We start from the raw sequence: 21,947 nt of genomic DNA on the forward strand, positions 1-21,947 counted from the left end.
AAAGGGGCGCATGGCGGACGACGATTTCCTTTCCTCCCGGCTGTTCGTGGACGAGGCCCTGACCGACGGCGGGGCGCTGACGCTGACCGACGCGCCGGCCAACTACCTGCGCAACGTGATGCGGGTCGCGCCTGGACAGGCGCTGCTGCTGTTCAACGGGCGCGACGGCGAATGGGCCGGGCGCGTCGAGGCGGTGGAGAAGAAGCGCGTTCAGGTGGCGGTGGAGCGCCGCACCCGCGAGCAGAGCCCGCCCACCGGCGTGGACTATCTGTTCGCGCCGCTGAAGCACGCCCGGCTAGACTACATGGTCCAGAAGGCGGCGGAGATGGGCGCCGGACGGCTCCGGCCCGTGCTCACCCGCCGCACCCAGGCGACGCGGGTCAATCTGGAGCGCATGCGCGCCAATGTGATCGAGGCGGCGGAGCAATGCGGCGTGCTGGCCGTGCCGGAGGTGCTGGACCCGGAGCCGCTGGACCGCGCGCTGGCGCGCTGGCCGGAGGCGCTTCCGCTCGTGTTCTGCGACGAGGCCGCGGAGCAGGCCGACCCCATGGCGGCGCTGCGTCCGATCGCGGCCGGCCCGCTCGCCGTGCTGATCGGGCCGGAAGGCGGCTTCGATCCCGCGGAGCGCACGGCGCTGCTGCGCCTTCCCGGCGTGACGCGAATCTCGCTCGGGCCGCGCATCCTGCGGGCGGACACCGCGGCGGTGGCCGCGCTCGCGCTGGTGCAGGCGGCGCGGGACGGCGCGCCGCCGCCGAATTGACCAGTTGTTAACTTAATTCCACCTAGATTCTCTCGGCCGAACAAAAGGCGTTGCGCTGTGCGGCGTTGCGGAAATGACGCACCGCCGCGGCATCGCGGCGTTCTCGCGAAGTCGGCATGCCGCGAGGGCGGCGAGAGGCGTATAGGCGTTAAGTGAAGCCGCCGGCTCGGGCGGCTCTAGCGGGTCTTGTCGAAGAACACCTCCATGTCATCTGGTCTGCACGACACTGTCTCCTGCGCCGCCCTGTGGTCGCGCCGTCTCGCCCTCGCCGCGCTGCCGCTGGCGCTCGCGGCCTGTTCGGCCTCGCGTCCGCTGCCGCCGCCCACCGCCATGCCTTACGCCGCGGCGCCGGTTCCGGTGCTGCCCGTGCTGCCGAGCCTGCCCGACATCACCGAGCCGTCGAACGACGCCCGCTACGGCGCCGGCGCGGACGCCGACGAGCCTTATCCCGTCCGCCCGGTCAACCTGCAGAAGATCGACCCGCGCTTCCTGAAGCAGACGGTCCCGAACACCACCGGCGAACCCGCCGGCACCATCGTCATCGACCCGCACGAGCGGCATCTCTATCTGGTGCAGGACGACGGCACCGCGATCCGCTACGGCGTGGGCGTCGGCCGCGAAGGCTTCGCCTGGTCCGGACAGGCCTATGTGCGCCGCAAGCTGGAATGGCCGGACTGGCATCCGCCGGCGGAGATGGTCGCCCGCGACCCCAAGGCGCGCCCCTACGCCAGCGGCATGCCCGGCGGCCCGAGCAACCCGCTGGGCGCCCGCTCGCTCGCGCTGTGGCAGGGCGACAAGGACACCCTGTTCCGCATCCACGGCACGGTCGAGCCCTACTCCATCGGCAAGGCGGTCTCCTCCGGCTGCATCCGCATGCTCAACCAGGACGTGATCGACCTCTACAGCCGCGTGCCGATCGGCACGCGCGTCGTGGTCCGCTCTTAACCAGCGCGGGGGCGCGCGGCGACGCTGGAACGGCCGCGCGGTTCCGACGTTTCTAACCCGCCCGCCTTCCCCGGCGGAGCGCCGCGGCGCCCCCGCGCGGCCTCGCCGGCCTCTCCAGAATCGGATCGCATGCCCATGTCGCGTAACGCCCCCGTCCGCATGACGCGCCGCGCCTTCGTGGCGGCGATGCCTCTCGGTCTCGCGGCCTGCGCCGGCGGCGGCCCGCTGACCGACATGCGCGCCTTCATCGACCCGGACGGCGCCAACTACGACGAGATCTACGGCGCCCGCCCGGACGAGGCGCATCCGATGCCGGCGGTGAACTGGCGCATGCTGCATCCGGCGGTGCTGCGCCGGACCATGTCCGACCCCACCGGCGAGGCGCCGGGAACCATCGTGGTCGATCCGGACGCGCGCCTGCTCTACCTGGTGCTCGAAGGCGGACGCGCCATGCGCTACGGCGTCGGCGTCGGCAAGCAGGGCATGGAGTGGAACGGCCGCGCCACCATCCAGCGCAAGGGCGTGTGGCCCACCTGGACGCCCACCCGCGACATGATCTCCCGCGACCCGGAGCTGAACGCCAAATGGGCGGGCGGCATGCCCGGCGGCCTCGACAACCCGCTCGGCGCCCGCGCGCTCTACCTCTACCAGGATGGCCGGGACACCATGTACCGCATCCATGGCACCAACGCGCCGCGCTCCATCGGCCGCGCGCTGTCGTCGGGCTGCATCCGCATGCTCAACCACGACATCATCGACCTCTACGAGCGCGTGCCCACCGGCACCCAGGTGGTGGTGCTGCCACCCAGCCGGACCCTCGGCGTCACCTCCTGACGTTCGACGCGCCGCTTTACGGCTGTCGTCCGACCCCGTAACGGTCTGCGGCTTCGCCTTCATCAGGAGCCGTCATGGCCCGCGACCAGATCGACCCCAACCTCATTTCGTCGCGGGCGGAGCTCGTGGGATGGCTCGAAGCCGGCTGCAAGCCGGTCGAGCAGTTCCGCATCGGCACGGAGCACGAGAAGTTCCCGTTCCGCCGCGCCGACCTGTCGCCGGTGGCTTACGAGGGGCCGGACGGAATCCGCGCGCTGCTGGAGGGCATGCAGGCTCTGCTGGGCTGGGATCCGATCCTCGAGGACGGCCGGATCATCGGCCTCTACGACGTGACCGGCGGCGGCGCCATCAGCCTGGAGCCGGGCGGCCAGTTCGAGCTGTCCGGCGCGCCGGTGGAGACCATCCACCAGACCTGTTCCGAGCTGCACGCCCATCTGGCGCAGGTGCGGCAGGTGGCCGACCCGCTCGGCCTCGGCTTCCTCGGCCTCGGGATGAGCCCGAAATGGACGCTGGCGGAGACGCCGGTGATGCCCAAGGGCCGCTACGGCATCATGACCCGCTACATGCCCAAGGTGGGGACCCGCGGCCTCGACATGATGTACCGCACCTCGACGGTGCAGGTGAATCTCGACTTCGAGAGCGAGGCGGACATGGTGCGCAAGCTGCGCGTCAGCCTCGCGCTGCAGCCGATCGCCACCGCGCTGTTCGCCAATTCGCCGTTCATGGAGGGGCGGCCCAACGGCTTCCTCTCCGCCCGCTCGGAGATCTGGCGCGACACCGACAACCAGCGCGCCGGCATGCTGCCCTTCGCCTTCGAGGACGGCATGGGCTTCGAGCGTTACGTGGACTACGCGCTCGACGTGCCGATGTATTTCGTCAAGCGCGGCGACCGCTACCACGACGTGGCCGGGGCCTCGTTCCGCGACCTCCTTGAGGGCCGCCTGCCCCAGCTTCCCGGCGAGCGCGCCACCGTCGCCGACTGGTCCAACCATCTGACCACCATCTTTCCCGAGGTCCGGCTCAAGCGCTATCTGGAGATGCGCGGCGCGGACTCCGGCCCCACGGGCCGCATCTGCGCGCTGCCGTCCTACTGGGTCGGCCTGCTCTACGACGCGGCCAATCTGGACGCGGCCTGGGAGATCGTGAAGGGCTGGAGCGCGGAGGAGCGGCAGCGCCTGCGCGACGACGTTCCGCGCCTCGGCCTGAAGGCGGAGATCGCCGGCCGCAGCGTGCTGGATCTCGCCCGCGAGACGGTGGCGCTCGCCTCCGACGGCCTCGCCCGCCGCGGCCGCGCCAACCTCATGGGCGACGACGAGCGCATCCACATCGCGCCGCTGCTGCGGGTGGTGGAGGAGGAGCGCACGCTGGCCGAGACCCTGCTCGGCAAGTACCACGGCGCCTGGGGCGAAAGCGTCGATCCGGCGTTCCGGGAGATGGCGTACTGAAACGCCCCAGGTTTCGAAAGGCCGAAGATTAGCCGGCTTCTCGCGTTCAGGCGGTCAGCCCGCGATCGCCCGGAGCAGGGAGCCGAGAGCGCCGTCCTCCTCCCCCGCCACGCCGCGGCGCCAGTAGGAGACGATCAGGCGCTCGGCCTTGCCCCAGCCGTCCCGCCGCGCCTGAGCGAGCATCGCCCTGAACACGGCATGCTCGGCGGCCGCCCAGAAGAAGCGCGAGCTTCCGGCCGGCGGCGGGACGACGTCGCGCACGGCTTGCGCGAGCGGCGCGTCGCGGCCGCGGGTGAGCCAGCGCAGCTCCACGCCGGCGGGTTTCGCGATCTCCTGCCGGTCGGCGGCGTCGGCGAGTTCGATCACGGCGACGCCCCGCGTCCCGGAACGGGCGTTTTCCAGAATGCGGGCGATGGCGGGCAGCGCGGTCTCGTCCCCCGCCAGCAGCAGCCAGTCCGCCGGGGGCGCCGCGCGTCCGCCGGGACCGACGAGTCCCACCTGGTCGCCGACCTGCGCCTCGGCGCCCCAGCGCGCGCCGGGCCCCGGATCGCCATGCAGCGCGAAGTCCACGTCCAGCGTTCCAGCGCCAAGATCGTAGCTCCGGACCGTGTATTTGCGCACCTCCGGCCGGCCCGGTCCGCTGGGCCAGCGGAAGCCGCCGTCGGGTCCGAAGGCGGGCCATTCCGGTGGCCTTCCTGCGGGCGGGACCAGCAGCTTCACATGAAGGTCGTTGGGGCTGGTGAACCGCAGCGGATTGGGACAGCGCAGCGTGACCCGGCGGAATCCGGGCGACAGGAGGCATGCGCCGACCACGGTGGCCAGCCGGAAATTCGGCGGCCTCTCCGGCCTGGGCGCCGCGTCGCCGGTCCAGACCAGAGGACCGGCCGCCCGGCCCGCAAACTCCTCCACATGCTCCTCGATCTCCTGCTGAAGCTCGAACAGCAGGTCGGCGTCCTCGGCCTCGGCCGTGATCCGCAGATGGTCGCCGGTCGCCTCGAACCGGCCGCGGGCGAACGGAAAGGCGATCTCCTCCGCGCCTCCCTCGCGCCGGCGGCGGGCGCCGTGGCCCTCCAGATGGGCGCAGATCGGCTCCACGTAACGCCCGGCGTCCGGCAGGCGGATCGCCGCCTCCGCGCGCAGCCGGCCGGGGCTCACGGCCGCGCCTCCACCCACAGCGCGCCGGTGACGGGGAAGGCGGAGAACTCGGCGTTGATGCGGTCGAGCATGGCCTGCGGGGAGAGGTCGCCGAACAGGTCCGGGCGGATCCAGCGGGCGAGCGCCTCCAGCGCCACCAGATTGAGCGCGGAGCGGGCGAGATCGTGCCACAGGCCATAGGCGCGGCCGTGGCGGATGGCGGGGATTTCGGACAGGCCCGGCCGGGCGAGCGCCCTGGCGAGCGAGGCCCGCGCCTCGTCCACGGTGCGGCGGGGGCCCAGCACCAGCCCGCCGCGGGCCGCGAGATAGGCGCCGCCGGTGCCCACATAGATCTGCGGCTCGGCGGCGAGCACATGTTCCAGCGAGAGCTGTCCGGCCATGCCGGCGATGACGTCCTCGCCGATGTTGCGGCCTCCGGCCGCGTCCACCAGATCGCCGATGCTCTGGCCGCGGCCGGGCGACATACAGCACGGGCCTGCGCCCGCATGGGCCTCCAGCAGCACCGGCGGACGCGGGCCGCCGGCCTTGGCCAGCCGGTCGCGGATCGCCCCGCTGCGCGCCCGGAAGAAGGAGAGGTAGGCGTCGGCCTGCGCGTCCCGGCCGATGAGCCGGCCGAGCAGCGCGAGCCCCTGCGCGCCGTCGCGTAAGGACGGCGAGGGCTGCAGCACCGCCACCGCGATCCCCGCCCGCTCCAGCGCCGCGACGCCGGCGGCGTGGGAGGCGAAATAGGGGCTGAGCACCACCAGATCGGGGGAGAGCGCGATCAGCTTCTCGATCGGCAGCGCGTCCGGGGAGGACGCGCCGAGCTTCGGGACCGCGGCGAGGCGGGGGTCCGCGGCCTCGAGCGTCGCCAGCGTGTCGGCGTCGAGCCAGGTGGCGTTCCAGCCGGCGAGCAGCTCCACCGGCCGGTCGTGGATCAGCCCCAGCGCGATCAGGTCGATCCCGTCCGAGAGGACGAGGCGGCGGGCCGGCCGGTCCAGCGTCACCGTCCGGCCCGCCTGATCCACCACGGAGATCGCCGCCGCCCGCGCCCGCGCCGGAACCCCGAGGGCGCCAAGCGCGAGCGAACCGAGCAGGACCTCCCGCCGCCTCACCAGCGGTAGCGGGCCGTGGCCAGCACCATGCGGCCCTCGCCGAAGGTGCAGGAGCCGAAGCCGTTGCAGGCGGCGATGTAGTCCTTGTCGAACAGGTTCTTGGCGTTGACCGTCACGCTGAAGCCGTCAAGCCGCGGATTGCGCTTGCCGAAGTCGTAGGTGACGGCGGCGTCCACGAGGGTGAAGCCGGGCACCTTTGAGGGCTTGCGGATATAGCCAGGTTCGTTCCACACGTTCGACGCCGTGCCGAAGGTTGAACTGATGTATCGGACGCCGCCGCCAACGGTCAGGCCGTTGAGCGCGTTCGACGGCTGGAAGGCGTAGTCGGCCCAGATCGTCGCCGTGTGCTCGGGCACGGCGACAGGACGCTTGCCCTTGTGCGAGATTACATCATCGTCCTTTAGCGTGGTGCTTTCGGAGGTCTCAAGCACCTTCATGTCGGTGTAGGCGTAGCTTGCAGTCAGATTGAGCCCTTCGGCGAGGCTTGCCTTACCCTCGACCTCGAAACCCCGTGATCGCACTTCACCGTCAACCCGATACACGGTGTCCGTTCCCACCAGGGCCGAGCTCACGACATTCTCCTTGTGAATGTCGAACGCGGCCACCGTGATGAAGGCGTTGTAGCCAGTCGGCTGATACTTGAAGCCTGCTTCCCACTGGTTGCCCGTGGTCGGCTTGTAGGGACCCTGATCCGAGGCTGTAGCGAGCGTCGGCTCGAACGAGGTCGAATAGCTGACGTAAGGCGACAGACCGTTGTCGAACAGATAGACGAGGCCCGCCCGGCCGGTCCATGCCGCGTCCTTCGCCCGAATGTCGCTACGGACGAAGTCCGTCGCGATGATCGTTTGCTTCGTGTGGATATTGGACCAGTCGCGCCGGCCCGACAGCCACAGCCGCCACTTGTCGAAGGCGATCTGGTCCTGCGCGTAGACGCCGACCTGCTCGATCTCGTTGGTGTTGCGAACGATCGGCTTCGGCTTGACGAACGACATATTGTTGTTGGGGTCAAAGATATCGATAGGATCTATGGACGACCAACCGTAATCCCAAGGTCCATCCATCCACTGGTAATCGAGGCCGACCAGCGTCGTGTGCGAGAACGGACCGGTCTCGAACTTCGTTTCGAGCTGATTGTCGATCGCGAAATTGTCTACGTCATGTTTCGAGATCGTGGGGGTGCGATAGAGTGTCTTATTGTCATCCGCGAGCTGGAAGAAATCGACGCTCTTGAACGTGTCCTTGATCTTGCCGTAGCGGGCGTTGGAGCGGAAGGTCAGGCTGTCGTTGAACTCATGCTCGAACTGGGCGCTGACCCAGGCTTCGGTGCGGTCGAAGCGGTTCCAGTTCTTGTCGCCCTGGAAGAAGCTGTTGGACAGCTTGCCGTGGCCGGGGACGCCCAGGATCGTGCCGCGGGGGGAGACGAAGCCGGCGTCGGAGGTGTGCGGGTCGTGCTGGTAGGCCGCCTGCACGGTGAGCGTGGTCTGGTCGTCCGGCCGCCAGGTGAAGGACGGCGCCAGCAGGATGCGCTGGTCCTTCTGGTAGTCGATCTGGGTCTCGGCCAGCCGGCCGAGCGCGATCATGCGGTAGGTGAGCGTCCCGGCGTCGTCGACCTTGCCGCCCACGTCCACGCCGGTCTCCAGATAGGCGTGCTCGCCGACGCGGGCGAAGACCTCGTTCACCGGCGTGTCGGTGGGGCGCTTGCTGACCAGGTTGACGAAGCCGCCGGGCTGGGCGCGGCCGTAGAGCACCGAGGACGGGCCGCGGAACACCTCCACGCGCTCCAGCAGGAACGGGTCGATCTGCACCGCGGTGCGGGCGGGGAAGTTCCAGCGCAGGCCGTCGTGATAGGAGGCGTAGCTGGCGTCGGCGGAGAAGCCGCCGAAGCCGCGCAGGAACACCGGGTCGAACCGCCGGCTCTGCAGGCCCGCGGTGCCGGCCACCACGCCCGCGGTGTAGCGCAGCGCCTCGCCCACCGTGGTGGCGCCTTGGGCGTCCATCTGGTCGCGGGGGATGACGGAGATCGACTGCGGCGTCTCGATCAGCGCCGCGTCGGTCTTGGAGGCGGTGGCGGAGCGCTTCGCCACGAAGCCGTTCACCGGGCCGGTGGCGGTCTCGCCCTCGCCGGCGACCGAGAGCGGCGGCAGCTCCACCGTCTCCTCCAGCGCCACCGGCGCGGCGTCCGCCGCCGGGTTGAAGATCGAGACCGTGCCCTCGTTCACGAAGCGGTAGGCGTAGCCGGTGCCGGAGAGCATGCGTCCCAGCGCCTCGCGCGCGGTCATCTCGCCCTTGACCGGCTTGGTGCTGGCGGTGATGGGGCGGTTCTCGCGGAACACCACTGCGAGGCCCATGGCCCGGCCGAGTTCGTTCAGCGCCTGCGGGGCGGCTTTCGCGGCGATGTCGATCCGCACCCGCCGCGCGTCCGCCGGATCGGCCCCCGCCGTCCCCACCGCCGCCGCCAGCGCACCGGCTGCAAGGCCCGCGCGCCACACGCTCTTCATCGCCATTTTGAACATCCCCGTAACGCGCCCGCCGGCGTCTGGCGGGTCTCATGGGGATGACGGCCGCCACGCGCGTTCACTGAACCGCCGCGGACGGATTTTTTTCAGCGCCGGAGAACGACCAGCCGTCCGGCGAGGGCGGTGACGCGGAAGCCCACGCTCGCCCGCAGCGATTCCAGCGCGGCGTCGGGCTTAGCGAGGTCGAGCGTGCCGGTGATGCGCTCGTCGGCGAGGTCGGCGGAGGCCACCACCACCCGGCCGGGCCGGTAGCGCTCGATCTCCCGCGCCACGTCGGCGAGCCGCATGCGGTAGAACACGAAGCGCCCGCCGCGCCAGGCGAGCGCGCCGTCCACATCCGCCGGCGCCGCGCGGCCGACGCCTGCGGGACCGAAGGCGACCGCCTCGCCGGGCGCGAGCCGCGCTTCGCCGCCGGCGCGCCCGCGCACCGCCACCGCGCCGTGGGCCAGAGTCACTGTCCCGCCCGTCTCCAGCAGCCGCACCTCGAAGCCGGTGCCGAGCACCCGCGTCTCGGCACCGTCCGCCTCCACCACGAAGGGCGCGGCGGCGGGCTTCACCTCGAAATAGGCGGCGCCCCGCAGCAGCCGCACCCGGCGCCCGGCGCCGAAGTCCTCGTCCAGCGCGCTGTCGGCGTCGAGCAGCGCGCTGGAGCCGTCGGCGAGCGTCACCAGCCGCCGCTCGCCCCGGGGCGCCACATGATCCGCGACGAGGTCCTGCATCAGATGCGGCCGCTCCAGCCACAGCCCGCCCGCAAGCGCCGCGCCAAGCGCGAGGCAGGCGACGACGAGGCCTTTGGGCGGCCTGGCCCCCTTGGCCGCGTCGATGCGCCGGAGCGCGTCGCGCACATCCGCCTCGTCCCTGGCGGCGAGCCGCGCCGCGGGCCCCTGCGCGTCGCGCCAGGCCCCCTCCACCGCCAGCCACGCCGCCTCATGCTCCGGACTTTGGCTGCGGAAGCTCTCGGCCGCGCGCCGGCGGCGGGGCGTCTCGCGATCCTTGAGGCGCACGAACAGCGCGCGCGCCGCGTCGCGCAGGGTGAGGTCGGAATCGTCGGCGGAAGAGGTCATGGGCGGTCGGGTCGCGAAAGGCGGCGCGCCCAAGACGTGCGCCATGGGAGACGTTTCGGCAAGGGCCGTTCAGTCGCGCGGCAGCGCGCGCTCGCAGACGGAGAGCGCCCTGGCCATGTGCTTGGCCACCGCGCGCTCGGACAGGCCGAGGCCGCCCGCGATCTCCACGAAGGTGCGGCCATGAATGCGGTTGAGCAGGAAGATCAGCCGGGTGCGCGACGGCAGCGCCTCCAGCGCGCGCTCCACCGTCTCCAGCGCCTCGCGCGAGGCCATGGCGTCGTATGGCGTCGGCGGCGACGTCGGGATCGCAAGCTCGGCGAGGTCGCGCACCGCGTCCCGCCGCACCGTCTTGGCCCGCGCATGGTCGATGGCGGCGTTGCGGGCGACCTTGTGCAGATAGGCGGGCGTGAGCCGGGCGGCGTCGATCGCCTTCTCCCACAGCTTCAGGAACGCCTCCTGCACCACGTCGCGGGCGCCCGCGCCATGGCCCAGCCGGCGGCGCACCGCCCGCTCCAACTGGTCGCTGTGTTCGGCGTAGAGCTGGCCGAACGCTTCGGCCCGCCCGGAGAGGTCGGAACCCATTCTGCGAGGCGCCATGTCACGAGGAGGAGAACCTCACTATGCCGTGACAAGAAATATCGTGCAATATCAATATTTTATAGTCATTCTAAGCTGCGCCGCCGATCAGGCCGTCCACGATCACCTGCAGCCGTCCGCGGGAGCAGCGCTCTACCCGCGCCTCCACGCCATAGACCGTGGCGAGCGTCCCGGGCGTCAGGGCCTCGTCCGGGCGGCCGAAGGCGTGCAGCCGCCCCTCGGACAGCACCACCATGCGGTCGGCCCATGAGGCCGCGAGCGCGAGGTCGTGCAGCACCGCCACCACGATGCGGCCTTCGCGGGCGTAAGCGCGCGCCAGCGCCATGACCTGATGCTGGCGCGCCAGATCGAGCGCGCTGGTGGGCTCGTCCAGCAGCAGCAGGCGCGGCCTCCGCGCCACCGCCTGGGCGAGGCTCGCGATCTGCCGCTGGCCGCCGGAGAGCTCGGCGAAGGTCTTCAGCGCCAGCGGCCCCACCTCGAGGCTGTCGAGCGCCGCCACCGCCCGCTCCTCCAGCGCGCCGTGTCCCGCCGGCGCGGCGCCGGCGCGCAGCGCCGCCATCATGCCCTCCAGCACGGTCAGGTCGCTGGAGGAGGGCAGCGTCTGCGGCATGAATCCGACCAGCTCCGCGCGCTTTCCCCGCGACAGCGCCCGCAGGTCCACGTCGCCGAGGCGGATGCTTCCCTCGGCCGGAACCAGCCCCGCCAGCGCCTTGAGGATGGTGGATTTGCCGGCGGCGTTGGGGCCGACCAGCGCCGTCACCTCGCCGGGCGCGAGCGGCGGCAGGGTGAGGTCGCGGGCGACCATGCGCCGGCCGTAGCCGACGGCGAGGCCGGAGACGAGAAGCGCGCCCGCCTCCGTCATCGCCGGCCCCGGCGGAGGATCAGCGCCACGAACACCGGCAGCCCCACCAGCGCCGTCACCAGACCGATGGGCAGGATGACGCCCGGCACGACCATCTTGCTGAGCACGGAGGCCAGCGACATGGCGAGCGCGCCGCACAGGGCGCTTGCGGGCAGCAGGTAGCGGTGGTCCTCGCCCACCAGCATGCGGGCCACATGCGGCCCCACCAGCCCCACGAAGCCGACGACGCCCACGAAGGCCACGGCGCAGGCCGCGAGCAGGCTGACCCGCGCCAGCGCCGCGAAGCGGAGCCGGGCCACGTCCACGCCGAAGCTGCGGGCGCGCTCGTCGCCGAGCCTGAGCGCCGTCAGCCGCCAGGAGGCGGCGAAGGAGAACGGCGCCACCAGCGCCAGCGCCGCCGCCAGCAGGCCGACGGTGGTCATGCTGGCGCGGGACAGGCTGCCCATGCTCCAGAACACCAGCTGCTGCAGGCTGTCGGCGGTGGCGACGAACTGCACCAGCGCCAGCAGGGACTGGGCCGCGAAGCCGAGCGCGATGCCGAACAGCACCAGCGTGTCCGGCCCCGCGCCGCTGACCCGCGACAGCAGCAGGAGCAGCAGCAGCGAGCCGAGCGCGAACAGGAAGGCGTTCGCGGGCACGGCGAATTCCGCCGGAACGCCGAAGGCCGAGATCCCCAGCACGATGGCGAGCGCCGCGCCCAGCGCCGCCGCCGCCGACACGCCGAGCGTGAACGGCTCCGCCAGCGGGTTGCCCAGCACGGTCTGCATCTCGGCGCCGGCGAGCGCCAGCGCCGCGCCCACCAGCAGCGCCATCAGGGCCGCGGGCAGCCGCACCTGCCAGACGATGACCTCGAGCGAACGCGAAACCTCGCCCCAGCCGACCAGCGCCCGGAACGCGTCCGGCGCCGTCACGCTGGACGCGCCCGACCCGATGTCGAGCAGCAGCGCCCCGAAAGCCGCCAGCGCCAGCGCCGCCGCCAGCGCCGCGCGACGCCGGGTCAGCCGGCGATAGGCGTCGAGCGTCCGGTCGCGGGCGTAAGCCGCGGCGGTTTCCTCCGGCATGGCCGATCCGTCTCCCTCGATCCCGCATGAGCGCAGGCCGGCGCCGCCGATAGCACATCGCGCGGGGGGACGTCCCGGCTGCACGGCGCGGGGATCATTCCTCCCGGGCGCTCTCGCTGCGGCCCCGGCGCCAGTAGGCTGCGACCAGATGCCGGGCTTTCGGAAGGCCGAGCGTCTTGCGGGCGTGGGCCCGGATGGCCCGGAAATCCTCGAACTCGCAGCCCGCCCACAGGAAAACATCGTCCTGCGGGCGCGCCGGCGCGGCCCGCGCCACTGCGTCCGCGAGGGTTTCGCCTGCGGGCGCCTGCGGCGCGGAACGATCGCGCCATACGAGTTCGACGCCGTCGGGCGCGGCGATGGGCTGGATTTCGTCCACGTCGGCGACCTCCACGATCGCCCTGCCGCGAGCCGCGCGGGGAAGCGCCTCAAGGATGCGCGCGATCGCCGGCAGGGCGGTCTCGTCGCCGGCGATCAGCAGCTCCGCCGCCTGCGGAATCCCGCCGCCGCCCGGCCCCATGACGCCGATCTCGTCGCCCGCACGGGCGGACAGCGCCCAGCGCGCGCCCGGTCCCGGCGCGTCATGGGCGACCACGTCGATGTCGAGCGTCTGCCGCGCGCGGTCGAAGCGCCGCACGGTGTAGGTGCGGCGGGCCGGAGCGCCCTCGCCCTGCGGCCAGACCACCACGCCGTCCCGCCCGATCGTCGGGACGCCCGCCGGCCGCCCCGGGACCGTTGGCGCCAGCAGCTTCACATGCAGGGCGTCGTCGGTCATGAAGCGGGCGAGATCGTCGCCGGTCAGCGTCACCCGGCGCATGTTCGGCGTGATCTGCGTGACGCCGGCCACGCGCGCGAGCCGGAAGTTGGGCGGCGTCAGGATGTCGTTTCCGTCGCCGGACCAGAGGATGGTCGGGGCGGCTGCGCCCGCGAACTCGGCCACATGGGACGCGAGGCCGAGCCGCAGCCAGTACAGCGCCTCGAAGTCTTCCGCCTCGGCGTGGATCCGCAGTCTTCCCGCCGCCGCGCTCATCCGGGCGGTCGCCCTGGGCCAGGTCAGCGTCCAGCCTTCGGCGTCCCGGCCGGCCGTCGCGCCGTGCTCGGTCAGATGAGCGCAGACCAGCTCTGCGATCCTCTCCGGCTCCGCGAGGGCGATCTCGGCCTCAGTCAGCAGTTTCGTCATGAAGGACCCGTTTCCACCCAGAGCGCGCCCGTGAGAGGCAGGGCGGCGAAGCGCGCGTTGATCTCGTCCAGCGTCGCTTTCGGGTCGATGTCCGAGAACAGCTCCGGCTGGAACCAGCGCGCCAGAAGCTCGATCGCGACCACGTGGGCCGGGGAATGAGCGAAGGAGTGCCACAGCCCGTAGGCCCGCCCGGACGCGACGGCCCTCAGCCCCGACAGCCCGGGACGCGCCGTCACGGACGCGAACCCTGCCCGCGCCCGCTCGTCCGACACGCCGCGGCCGAGGGTGAAACGTCCCGGCTCGGCCTGATAGCCGCCGGTGGCCACATAGACGTCCGGATCGCGGGAGAGGACATATTCGAGGCTGAGCTGGCCGGTGGCGCCCGGCAGCGCGTCGGCGCCGATGTTGTGGCCGCCGGCGAGCCGGATGAACGCGTTCAGCGTGGCGTGGCCCGGCGAGTAGCAGCAGTCGGGCGAGGCCGCATGCACGTGCATGAAGACCGCGGGACGCGCGCCGTCCCCGACCTTCGCCGCGACGGTCCGCGTCACGCGCTCCCGCCGTCCGCGATAGAAGGCGTTGTAGGCGGCCGCCGCCTCCTCGCGCCCTATGGCGCGCCCGAGCGCCAGCAGGCTCTCCTCCGAGCGGCCCAGAGGATCGAGGAAGAAATCGACGATCAGCACCGGCACGCCCGCGGCTTCGAAGGCGGCGATCTGCGGATTGGTCGCGCCGCCCCCCATGCCGAACGCGTCGAACATGCTGAGCACGAGCAGGTCCGGCTCGAGGCCGAGCACGGTCTCCACCGCGCCGCCGTCCAGCGAGAACCGCCCGATGGCGGGCAGCGCCCGCGCTTCGGGAAAGCGACGGAGCACCGCCTCGTAGAAGCCTTCGTCCAGCACCGCGCCCGGCGCGCCCTGCCATCCGGCGAGCAGCGACACGGGCTCGGGATGCAGCAGGGCCAGCGCGTCGAGGCTGACCCAGGAGCTCAGGACGATGCGGCGGGCCGGGCGGTCGAGCCGGACCGTCCGGCCCGCCACGTCGCGGATCTCGATCGCCTCCGCGGCGCGGCCGAGCGCAGGCGCCGCCAGCAGGCCCGCCCCGGCGAGCAGCGCCGCGCGGCGCGTCAGGGCCGGCGCCGTGGGCGTCACCAGCGGTAGGACAGCGTGCCGATGACGGTGCGCGCCGCGCCCCAGTAGCAGCTGTTCCTGTCGACGCAGCTCGACACATAGGTCTTGTCGAACAGGTTTGTGGCGGTGATCGTCGCGGAAACCCCCTTGAGCTGCGGGTTGCGCGCGCCGAAGTCGTAACGCGCCATGGCGTCGAACAGCGTGTTGGACGGAATGCGCAGGGCGTTGAGCTGGTCGCCGTAGTGGGCGCCGAAATAACGCACGCCGCCGCCAAGGGTCAGTCCCTGCAGGGGCGCGGACTGAAGGGCGTAGGTGACGAAGCCCGACGCCTGATACTTCGGCGTCTGCGGGAAGCGGTTGCCCGCCACGCCCGCGACCGAGGCGCGGGAAATTTCCGAGTCCGCATAGGTGAAGGCGCCGACCGCGTCCCAGCCCTCGGCGAGGCCGATCTTCGCCTCGGCCTCGAAGCCCTTCATCCGCACCTCGCCGACCTGAGCCTGCGGGCCGCCCAGGGCGTTCGCCACCAGCACGTTCTTCTGGGTGATGTCGTAGACCGCCGCGGTCAGCAGGCTGCGCGTGCCGGGGATTTCATACTTCACGCCGACCTCGATCTGGTCGCCGGTGGTCGGCGCGTAGGGCTTTCCGTCCGGACCCGCCCCGGTGCCGATCGATCCCGCCGCCGAGCTGAAGCCCGCGGCCGGCTGGAACATGGTCGAGTAGCTGACGTAAGGCGCAATCCCGTTGTCGAACGCGTAGAGCAGACCCGCGCGCCAAGTGAATTTCTCGTCGTCGCGATCGAGCGACGTGTGGTTCAGGCGGTTGCGGGTGTCGTTCGACACCCAGTCGTAGCGCCCGCTCAACAGCAGAACGAAGCGGTCGAACCTGATCTGATCCTGGGCGTAGAGGCCGGATTGCTTCAGCGTCTGGCGGAACGATCCCTGCGGCCCGAGCGCCGGGACGGGCGTTCCGTACGTGGGATCGGTGACGTCGAACCCCGGATAGCCGGCCGGCCGGCCGAAAAGCGCGCTCTTGCCCACATAATCCAGGTCGAAGTCGCGGTAGTCGAAGCCCGCGAGCAGGCTGTGGCTCACCGGACCGGTCCGCAGATCGTAGGAAAGCTGATTGTCGACGGTCACGCCCGTCGCCTTGTCGTCGAAGCGCACCGCGAGCCGGTCCACATAGCGCGGGTCGGCGCTGACGGCGAAGCCGTTGCGCACGACCGGCATGTCGATGTCGACGCTCATGTAGCGCGCCTTCTGGCGGAAGGTGACGTCGTTCTGGAACCGATGCTCGAATTCGTAGCCGATCGCCCATTCGCGGCGCTTGAAATCGTCATAGTCCGGCTCGCCGATGAAGCGGCTGCGCGGCAGCTTGCCGTAGCCCGGAATGTCGTAGAGCACGCCATTGGCGGGCAGGAACTGCACCGCCTTGCTCTCGTCGCGGATGTAGTGGGCGAGAACGGTCAGCTTGGTGTCGTCGGAAGGCTTGAAGCTCACGCTCGGCGCCAGGAAGACGCGATCGTTGTCGGTGTAGTCGACGATCGTGTCCGAGAGCCGCCCGAGACCGACCATGCGGTAAAGCACGCTTCCGTCCGCATTGGCCGGGCCGGTGACGTCGAAAGCGCCCTGCAGGCGGCCGTAGCTGCCGGTGGACAGCCGCGCCTCGCCCTGAGCCTCATCCAGCGGCTTCTTGGAGACGAAGTTCAGCAGGCCGCCGGGCGGCGTCTGGCCGTAGAGCACCGAGGCCGGGCCCTTGAGCACCTCGAGCCTCTCGATCCCGAACGGCTCGTAGCGGGGCCACGAGTAGAGGCCCTTCGGCATCTGCATGCCGTCGAGGTATTCCGGCGCGTCGAAGCCGCGGATCTTGATCCAGTCGTAGCGGGCGTCGGACGCGTAGCGCTCCGCCTGCACGCCGGCCACGTAGCGCAGCGCCTCGCTCGGCGTCTGGGCGCCTGTCGCCCGAAGCTGGTCCTGCGTCACCACGCTGATGGACTGGGGCGTCTCCTTCAGCGGCAGGTCGGTCTTGGCGCCGGTGGCGCTGCGGGTCGCGACGAAACCGTTCACCGGCCCGTCGGCCCGCTCGGCCGCCGCGCCCTGTCCCTGGACGGAAATTTCCTCAAGCGGAATGGCGTCGCCGGGCGACTGCGCCCAGGCCGCGCCGACCGCAGTCACCGTCAGAACCGCGAGGGAGGAACCGGCGAGAAGAGCAGACCTGCGCCGCATGGCGTCGCCCCTTTGCGAAAAGCGTCAAGCACAAGGGTCGAGGTACAATGCAATATCTTTTCTGGACAATAACTTAGGCTTTCGCGCGAGCGGCTGATGCTTGCGATCGCGCTTAGGCGCGTTCCAAACTGCCGGTCGTCCGCAGGGCGCCTGCGCGCCGGGTCAGGGCGCTCGGAGGCATGCCGAAGCGCTTCCGGAACAGGGTGGCGAAGTGGGCCGGAGTGTAGCCCACGAGATAGGCGCATTCGGCGGCGCCGCGCGCGCCGCTGGACAGGGCGCGGTAGGCGGTCTGGAGCCGGTGCTCCTGCAGATAGGCGTAAGGGGTCGAGCCGAAACGGGCGCGGAAGGCGTCGTTCAGCCGGCGGGGCGTGAAGCCCACCTGCGCCGCCAGGGCGTCGATGTCGGGGGGGCGCTGCATCACCGCGATCAGCGCTTCGCGCGCCGCTTCCACCCTCGTGATGTCCGCGGCGGTCAGCCGGCTGATCGAAGGCCGGCGCTCCGCCGGCCGCAGCGCGTCGATGGACAGCGCCAGCAGCTCCATGGCCTTGGCGGAGCGGTACAGGTTGTGCTGCGGGCCTTCCGGGCAGGCGATGATCTGCCCCGCCACCGCCTGCAGCCCGGCGTCCGCCGGCTGCGCCGCGAGCGCCAGGGCGCCGCCCGACGAGGAGCGCCCCACTGTGGCGAACAGCGCCGTGGGCGGGGCCCCAAGCTCCTGGGCGATCAGGTCGGAGTCGAGCCACACCAGCACGTAGCGGAAGGTGAGGTCGGGCGCGAACCGCTGGTCGCGGGCGCTCTCGCCCTCGCTGAACACGGCGAACACCGTGGGGCGGTCGACGACGAGTTCCGGCTGGTCGCCCACGGAGAGCGTCATGGCGCCGTCCAGCACCACGATCACCCGCAGCCCGTCGCGCACCGGCTCCGTCACATGCGCGCCGTCTGAAAACGTCTCCGCGCCGGACACCAACTGCATGCGTCCATCGAGATGTTCCGACTTCAACCTCATCGAATGGCGCCTGCCGTCAAATATTGGAACCGCTCCATTTTTCAGGGGGAGAAATATAACTTGGAAAAGGAAATCCCCGAAGGACTCTCTTTTCGCCGTGCGCCGCGCGCGTCATGCCGGGTCCGTCGCGCCCGCCGTGATCACATGGGTCTCAACCGGGCGGCCGCCCACGAAATGCTCGCGCACGATGCGGTCGATCGCCTGCGGGTCCAGATCGCCATACCACAGACCGTCCGGGTAAACCGTCATCAGCGGGCCGCGGTTGCACGGAAACTGGCACGAGGTGCGGGCGCACAGCACGCGCTTCGGGCCCTTGGCGAGCGCCCGCTCGCGCTTCATGGCGTCGCGCAGGCGCTGGTAGAGCGCGTCCGCGCCGCGATGGAGGCAGCGGGCGCCGACGCAGAAGAACGCCTGCCGGCCATGCTCGGGAATCTCGCTCCAGCCGGGCTTGCCCATGGAGGGCGCGGCCCCGGCCACGTCGCGGGCCTCGTCGCCTGCGGCGAGCGCGGCGCGGACCAGCGCGGCCAGATCGGCGAAGGCCTCGATCGCCGGCGCGATCCGGACCTCGGGGGCGGAGGCGCGGCCGCTGCGCCACGCGCTCAGCGCGCCGGGCAGCCAGACCGACAGGCTCGGATCGGTCGGGATCATGCAGGGCGCGACGGTCACATGGGTGACGCCCTCGTCCGCCAGGCGCGAGAGCACGTCCGGCAGCGACGGGCCGGAGAGATCGGCGAAGGCGATCTCGATCCGGGTCGCCGCGCCTTGCGCCAGCAGCGCGTCGCGGACGGCGGAGAGAGACTGGCGGCGGTCGAACGCGGCGCGGCCGTAGAGCGCCACGGCGGTGGTCGGTGTCATGCGGGGTCGTCGTCCTGTTGGCGGGGCGATCAGGCTGCGGAATAGGGCGCGAAGGCCCGGCTGGTCTCGTCGATGGTGAGTTTCCGGCCCACGGGCGGAAAGGCCCGCTGGGGGCAGGCCGGCCGTTCGCAGACCTTGCAGCCGGCGCCGATGGGGGTGGCGGCGTCCGGATCGGCGAGGTCGAGGCCCTTGGCGTAGACCAACCGGTCGGCGTGACGCAGGTCGCAGCCGAGCGCGATGGCGAAGGTCTTGGGAATCGCGCCATAGGCGCCGGCGGGGCGGCTGACCGTGCGCGCCACCCAGAGATAGGCGCGGCCGTCCGGCATGCGGGCGATCTGGGTGAGGATGCGCGACGGCTGGGCGAAGGCCTCGTACACGTTCCACAACGGGCAGGCGCCGCCGACGCGGGAGAAATGGAAGTCGGTCGCCGACTGGCGCTTGGAGATGTTGCCCGCCCGGTCCACCCGCACGAACACGAACGGCACGCCGCGGGCGTTCGGACGCTGCAGGGTGGAGAGCCGGTGGCAGATGGTCTCGAAGCCGAGGCCGTAGAGCTGGCCCAGCCGCTCGATGTCGTAGCGCCGGTCTTCGGCGTTCTGGAGAAAGCCGGCGTAGGGCATCAGAAGCGCGCCGGCGAAGTGATGCGCGAGGCCGATGCGGGCCAGAGCGTGCGTCTCCCGGTCGCCCTTGGCCGCCTCGTCCGCGAGGCGCTCGAGGCTGTCGCCCGCCTCCAGAAAGGCGAGCTGCGTCGCCATCTGGAACGCCTGCTGCCCCGGCCGCATGCGGGGCGAGAGCCGCAGCGCGTCGCCCGAGCGGCGGTAGAGCCGGTCCGCCTCGCCGTCCACCGTCACCCGCACCCCGTGGGCGCTTTCGAGCCGCGCGGCGAAGGCGGGCGCCGCCGCGGCGCCCGGACCGCCGCCGAGCCGGGCCGCCAGCCGCTCCGCAGCCGCGTCGAGCTCATGGAAGTAATTGTGGTTGGCGTAGAAGAAATCGCGCACCTGCTCGTAGGGCAGCAGCGGCAGCACGCCCGCCGCCTCCGCGCCGGGCGCGAGCCGCGCGGTCAGCGCCTCGGCCCGCTCCGCCGCCTGCCGGTAGCGCCGGTGCAGGGTGACGATGGCGCGCCCGACGGCGGGCATGGCGCTCGCGATCTCCCGCAGTTCGCTGGTGGCGATCGGGTCGGACACCGCCGGATCGGACAGCGCGTCCTTCAGCTCGCCGATCAGCCGCGCCTCGTCGTCCTCGGCGAACAGCTGCACGTCGACGCCGAACGCCGCGTTGAGCCGCAGCAGCACGGCCACCGTGAGCGGCCGCTGGTTGTTCTCGATCTGGTTCAGGTAGCTTGGAGAAAGGTCTAACGCCTTGGCCAGAGCGGCCTGCGTCATGCCCCGCTCCTCGCGCAGGCGTTTCAGCCGGACTCCCGAGAAGGTCTTGCGCATGCCGCGTCGTGCCCCGATCCTTCGCATTCGCAAACTTCGCAAACTGTGCCTGCTTCGCTTGCAAAACTTCGCATTTTCAGTGGTTTTCCGCAGAAATCCGATTGCGAATATTGCGTCCGTCACCCGACGGCGCAAGCGCGCCCTTCGCTGGAAGGAAGGATTTCATGGCCACGTTCGAACAGCTCGTCCCCAACACCCCGGAAGGTCGTTTCGAGGGGGTCGAGCGTCCCTATGCGGCGGAGGAGGTGGAGCGCCTGCGCGGTTCGCTCGACATCCGCCACACCGTCGCGACCCATGGCGCGAACCGCCTGTGGCGCCTGCTCAAGACCCGCCCCTACGTGCATTCGCTCGGCGCGGTCACCGGCAACCAGGCCATGCAGATGGTCCGCGCCGGGCTTGAGGCGATCTACCTCTCCGGCTGGCAGGTGGCGGCCGACGCCAACGCCGCCGGCGCCATGTATCCGGACCAGAGCCTCTATCCGGCCAATTCCGGCCCCGAGCTCTGCCGCCGCATCAACCGCACCCTGCAGCGCGCCGACCAGATCGAGCATTCCGAGGGCAAGCGCTCGGTGGAAAACTGGTTCGCCCCGATCGTCGCCGACGCCGAAGCCGGTTTCGGCGGCCCGCTCAACGCCTTCGAGATCATGAAGTCCTACATCGAGGCGGGCGCGGCCGGCGTCCACTTCGAGGACCAGCTCGCCTCGGAGAAGAAGTGCGGCCATCTGGGCGGCAAGGTGCTGATCCCGACTCAGGCGCACATCCGCAACCTGGTCGCGGCGCGGCTCGCGGCCGACGTCATGGGCGTGCCGACGCTGGTCATGGCCCGCACCGACGCGGAATCCGCCAAGCTGATCACCTCCGACATCGACGAGCGCGACCGCCCGTTCATCGAGGAGGGCGAGCGCACGCCGGAGGGCTTCTTCCGCTACAGGTGCGGCGTCGAGGCCTGCATCCAGCGCGGTCTCGCCTACGCGCCCTACGCCGACCTGCTGTGGTGGGAGACCTCCAAGCCGAACCTCGAGGAGGCCCGGCGCTTCGCCGAGGCCATCCACGCCAGGTTCCCCGGCAAGCTGCTGTCCTACAACTGCTCGCCGTCGTTCAACTGGGAGAAGAACCTCGACCGCGAGACCATCGCGAAGTTCCAGCGTGAGCTCGGCGCCATGGGCTACAAGTACCAGTTCGTGACGCTGGCGGGCTTCCACCAGCTCAACCACAGCATGTTCGAGCTGGCGCGCGGCTACAAGGACCGCGGCATGGCGGCGTACTCCGAGCTGCAGCAGGCGGAGTTCGCCTCCGAGGCCAACGGCTACACCGCCACCCGCCACCAGCGCGAGGTCGGCACCGGCTACTTCGACGCCATCTCGCTCGCCATCACCGGCGGCCTGTCCTCCACCACGGCGCTGGGCGAATCCACCGAGGCGGACCAGTTCGACGCGCCCTCCCACGCGGAGGCGGCGGAATGAGCCTCGACGTCGAAGATTTCATGGCCCCCAGCGCCGTGGAGCCCACCCCGCCCGGCGAGTTCCGCCGCGTCCGCCCCACGGACGAGACCGAACAGGACAAGGCGCTGCGCCGCGTGGCCGACGCCGTCCACCGCCTGAACCAGACCGTCATCCGGGCGGTCGAAGCCGGCCTGTCGGTCGAGATGGTGCGGGTGTCCCGCTACCATAACGGCTCGGGAAGCTGGGGCGACCAGATGGTCCCCACCGTGCGCGACGCGCCCGGCAAACGCTGACGCGCCAGGGCGGCGCGGGATTCTCCCGACCCGCGCCGCCTGTCTCGCCCTTTTTCCTCATC

19 protein-coding genes are annotated in these 21,947 nt (G+C 71.2%); 6 read left to right on the plus strand and 13 right to left on the minus strand.

The window, feature by feature from the left end; all coding sequences use genetic code 11:
• Positions 1 to 10 precede the first annotated feature (10 nt).
• From PKE85_RS13370 to PKE85_RS13385, 4 genes are all read left to right on the plus strand, one after another.
• The gene (locus PKE85_RS13370) at positions 11 to 760 is read left to right on the plus strand and encodes a 16S rRNA (uracil(1498)-N(3))-methyltransferase (protein WP_271205262.1); all 750 of its coding nucleotides are present in this window, start codon (positions 11 to 13) and stop codon (positions 758 to 760) included.
• 204 nt (positions 761 to 964) lie between these two features.
• The gene (locus PKE85_RS13375; RefSeq protein ID WP_271205263.1) at positions 965 to 1,705 is read left to right on the plus strand and encodes a L,D-transpeptidase; all 741 of its coding nucleotides are present in this window, start codon (positions 965 to 967) and stop codon (positions 1,703 to 1,705) included.
• Between the two features lie 135 nt (positions 1,706 to 1,840).
• Positions 1,841 to 2,539 carry a L,D-transpeptidase gene (locus PKE85_RS13380; protein WP_271205264.1) on the plus strand — a complete coding sequence of 233 codons (699 nt, stop codon included), beginning with the start codon at positions 1,841 to 1,843 and terminating at the stop codon, positions 2,537 to 2,539.
• Positions 2,540 to 2,613: 74 nt separating this feature from the next.
• The gene (locus tag PKE85_RS13385) at positions 2,614 to 3,984 is read left to right on the plus strand and encodes a glutamate--cysteine ligase (protein ID WP_271205265.1); all 1,371 of its coding nucleotides are present in this window, start codon (positions 2,614 to 2,616) and stop codon (positions 3,982 to 3,984) included.
• Positions 3,985 to 4,038: 54 nt separating this feature from the next.
• Here PKE85_RS13385 and PKE85_RS13390 read toward each other — a convergent pair whose 3' ends face one another.
• The 13 genes from PKE85_RS13390 to PKE85_RS13450 all read right to left on the minus strand — a co-directional run bounded on the left by PKE85_RS13390 (position 4,039) and on the right by PKE85_RS13450 (position 20,177).
• A complete protein-coding gene (locus tag PKE85_RS13390) occupies positions 4,039 to 5,139 on the minus strand; it encodes a siderophore-interacting protein (protein WP_271205266.1) in 1,101 nt (366 codons plus the stop codon).
• Positions 5,136 to 6,233 carry an ABC transporter substrate-binding protein gene (locus PKE85_RS13395; RefSeq protein ID WP_271205267.1) on the minus strand — a complete coding sequence of 366 codons (1,098 nt, stop codon included), beginning with the start codon at positions 6,231 to 6,233 and terminating at the stop codon, positions 5,136 to 5,138. The genes PKE85_RS13390 and PKE85_RS13395 overlap by 4 nt, the downstream gene beginning before the upstream one ends.
• Positions 6,230 to 8,737 (minus strand): TonB-dependent siderophore receptor, encoded by a 2,508-nt coding sequence (locus PKE85_RS13400; protein ID WP_271205268.1) that lies wholly within the window; start codon positions 8,735 to 8,737, stop codon positions 6,230 to 6,232. Before PKE85_RS13400 ends, PKE85_RS13395 begins: the two co-directional genes overlap by 4 nt.
• Before the next feature lie 98 nt (positions 8,738 to 8,835).
• Positions 8,836 to 9,813, minus strand: a complete 978-nt coding sequence (locus PKE85_RS13405) for a FecR family protein (RefSeq protein WP_271205269.1) — start codon at positions 9,811 to 9,813, stop codon at positions 8,836 to 8,838.
• Positions 9,814 to 9,882: 69 nt separating this feature from the next.
• Positions 9,883 to 10,395 (minus strand): sigma-70 family RNA polymerase sigma factor, encoded by a 513-nt coding sequence (locus PKE85_RS13410; RefSeq protein WP_271205270.1) that lies wholly within the window; start codon positions 10,393 to 10,395, stop codon positions 9,883 to 9,885.
• 85 nt (positions 10,396 to 10,480) lie between these two features.
• Positions 10,481 to 11,272 carry an ABC transporter ATP-binding protein gene (locus tag PKE85_RS13415; RefSeq protein WP_271205271.1) on the minus strand — a complete coding sequence of 264 codons (792 nt, stop codon included), beginning with the start codon at positions 11,270 to 11,272 and terminating at the stop codon, positions 10,481 to 10,483.
• The gene (locus tag PKE85_RS13420; RefSeq protein ID WP_271205272.1) at positions 11,269 to 12,333 is read right to left on the minus strand and encodes a FecCD family ABC transporter permease; all 1,065 of its coding nucleotides are present in this window, start codon (positions 12,331 to 12,333) and stop codon (positions 11,269 to 11,271) included. Before PKE85_RS13420 ends, PKE85_RS13415 begins: the two co-directional genes overlap by 4 nt.
• A gap of 94 nt (positions 12,334 to 12,427) precedes the next feature.
• Complete coding sequence (locus PKE85_RS13425; protein WP_271205273.1) at positions 12,428 to 13,510, minus strand: siderophore-interacting protein; 1,083 nt, start codon at positions 13,508 to 13,510, stop codon at positions 12,428 to 12,430.
• Positions 13,507 to 14,655 (minus strand): ABC transporter substrate-binding protein, encoded by a 1,149-nt coding sequence (locus PKE85_RS13430; RefSeq protein ID WP_271205274.1) that lies wholly within the window; start codon positions 14,653 to 14,655, stop codon positions 13,507 to 13,509. Before PKE85_RS13430 ends, PKE85_RS13425 begins: the two co-directional genes overlap by 4 nt.
• On the minus strand, positions 14,652 to 16,856 hold the full coding sequence (locus PKE85_RS13435; protein ID WP_271205275.1) for a TonB-dependent siderophore receptor: 2,205 nt from the start codon (positions 16,854 to 16,856) through the stop codon (positions 14,652 to 14,654). Before PKE85_RS13435 ends, PKE85_RS13430 begins: the two co-directional genes overlap by 4 nt.
• Positions 16,857 to 16,968: 112 nt before the next feature.
• Positions 16,969 to 17,859 carry a helix-turn-helix domain-containing protein gene (locus PKE85_RS13440; RefSeq protein WP_309802502.1) on the minus strand — a complete coding sequence of 297 codons (891 nt, stop codon included), beginning with the start codon at positions 17,857 to 17,859 and terminating at the stop codon, positions 16,969 to 16,971.
• Between the two features lie 111 nt (positions 17,860 to 17,970).
• Positions 17,971 to 18,714 (minus strand): (2Fe-2S) ferredoxin domain-containing protein, encoded by a 744-nt coding sequence (locus PKE85_RS13445; protein WP_271205277.1) that lies wholly within the window; start codon positions 18,712 to 18,714, stop codon positions 17,971 to 17,973.
• A 29-nt stretch (positions 18,715 to 18,743) separates the two neighbouring features.
• Positions 18,744 to 20,177 (minus strand): short-chain fatty acyl-CoA regulator family protein, encoded by a 1,434-nt coding sequence (locus PKE85_RS13450; RefSeq protein WP_309299081.1) that lies wholly within the window; start codon positions 20,175 to 20,177, stop codon positions 18,744 to 18,746.
• Positions 20,178 to 20,314: 137 nt separating this feature from the next.
• On the opposite strand from PKE85_RS13450, the gene aceA reads away from it, so the two are divergent.
• Together aceA and PKE85_RS13460 are read left to right on the plus strand one after the other, a co-directional pair.
• A complete protein-coding gene (gene aceA / locus PKE85_RS13455; protein ID WP_271205279.1) occupies positions 20,315 to 21,613 on the plus strand; it encodes an isocitrate lyase in 1,299 nt (432 codons plus the stop codon).
• Positions 21,610 to 21,885 carry a hypothetical protein gene (locus PKE85_RS13460; protein ID WP_271205280.1) on the plus strand — a complete coding sequence of 92 codons (276 nt, stop codon included), beginning with the start codon at positions 21,610 to 21,612 and terminating at the stop codon, positions 21,883 to 21,885. Before aceA ends, PKE85_RS13460 begins: the two co-directional genes overlap by 4 nt.
• Positions 21,886 to 21,947 lie beyond the last annotated feature (62 nt).

This window comes from Methylopila jiangsuensis (genome assembly GCF_027922305.1).
GTDB classification, from domain to species: Bacteria; Pseudomonadota; Alphaproteobacteria; order Rhizobiales; family Methylopilaceae; genus Methylopila; species Methylopila jiangsuensis.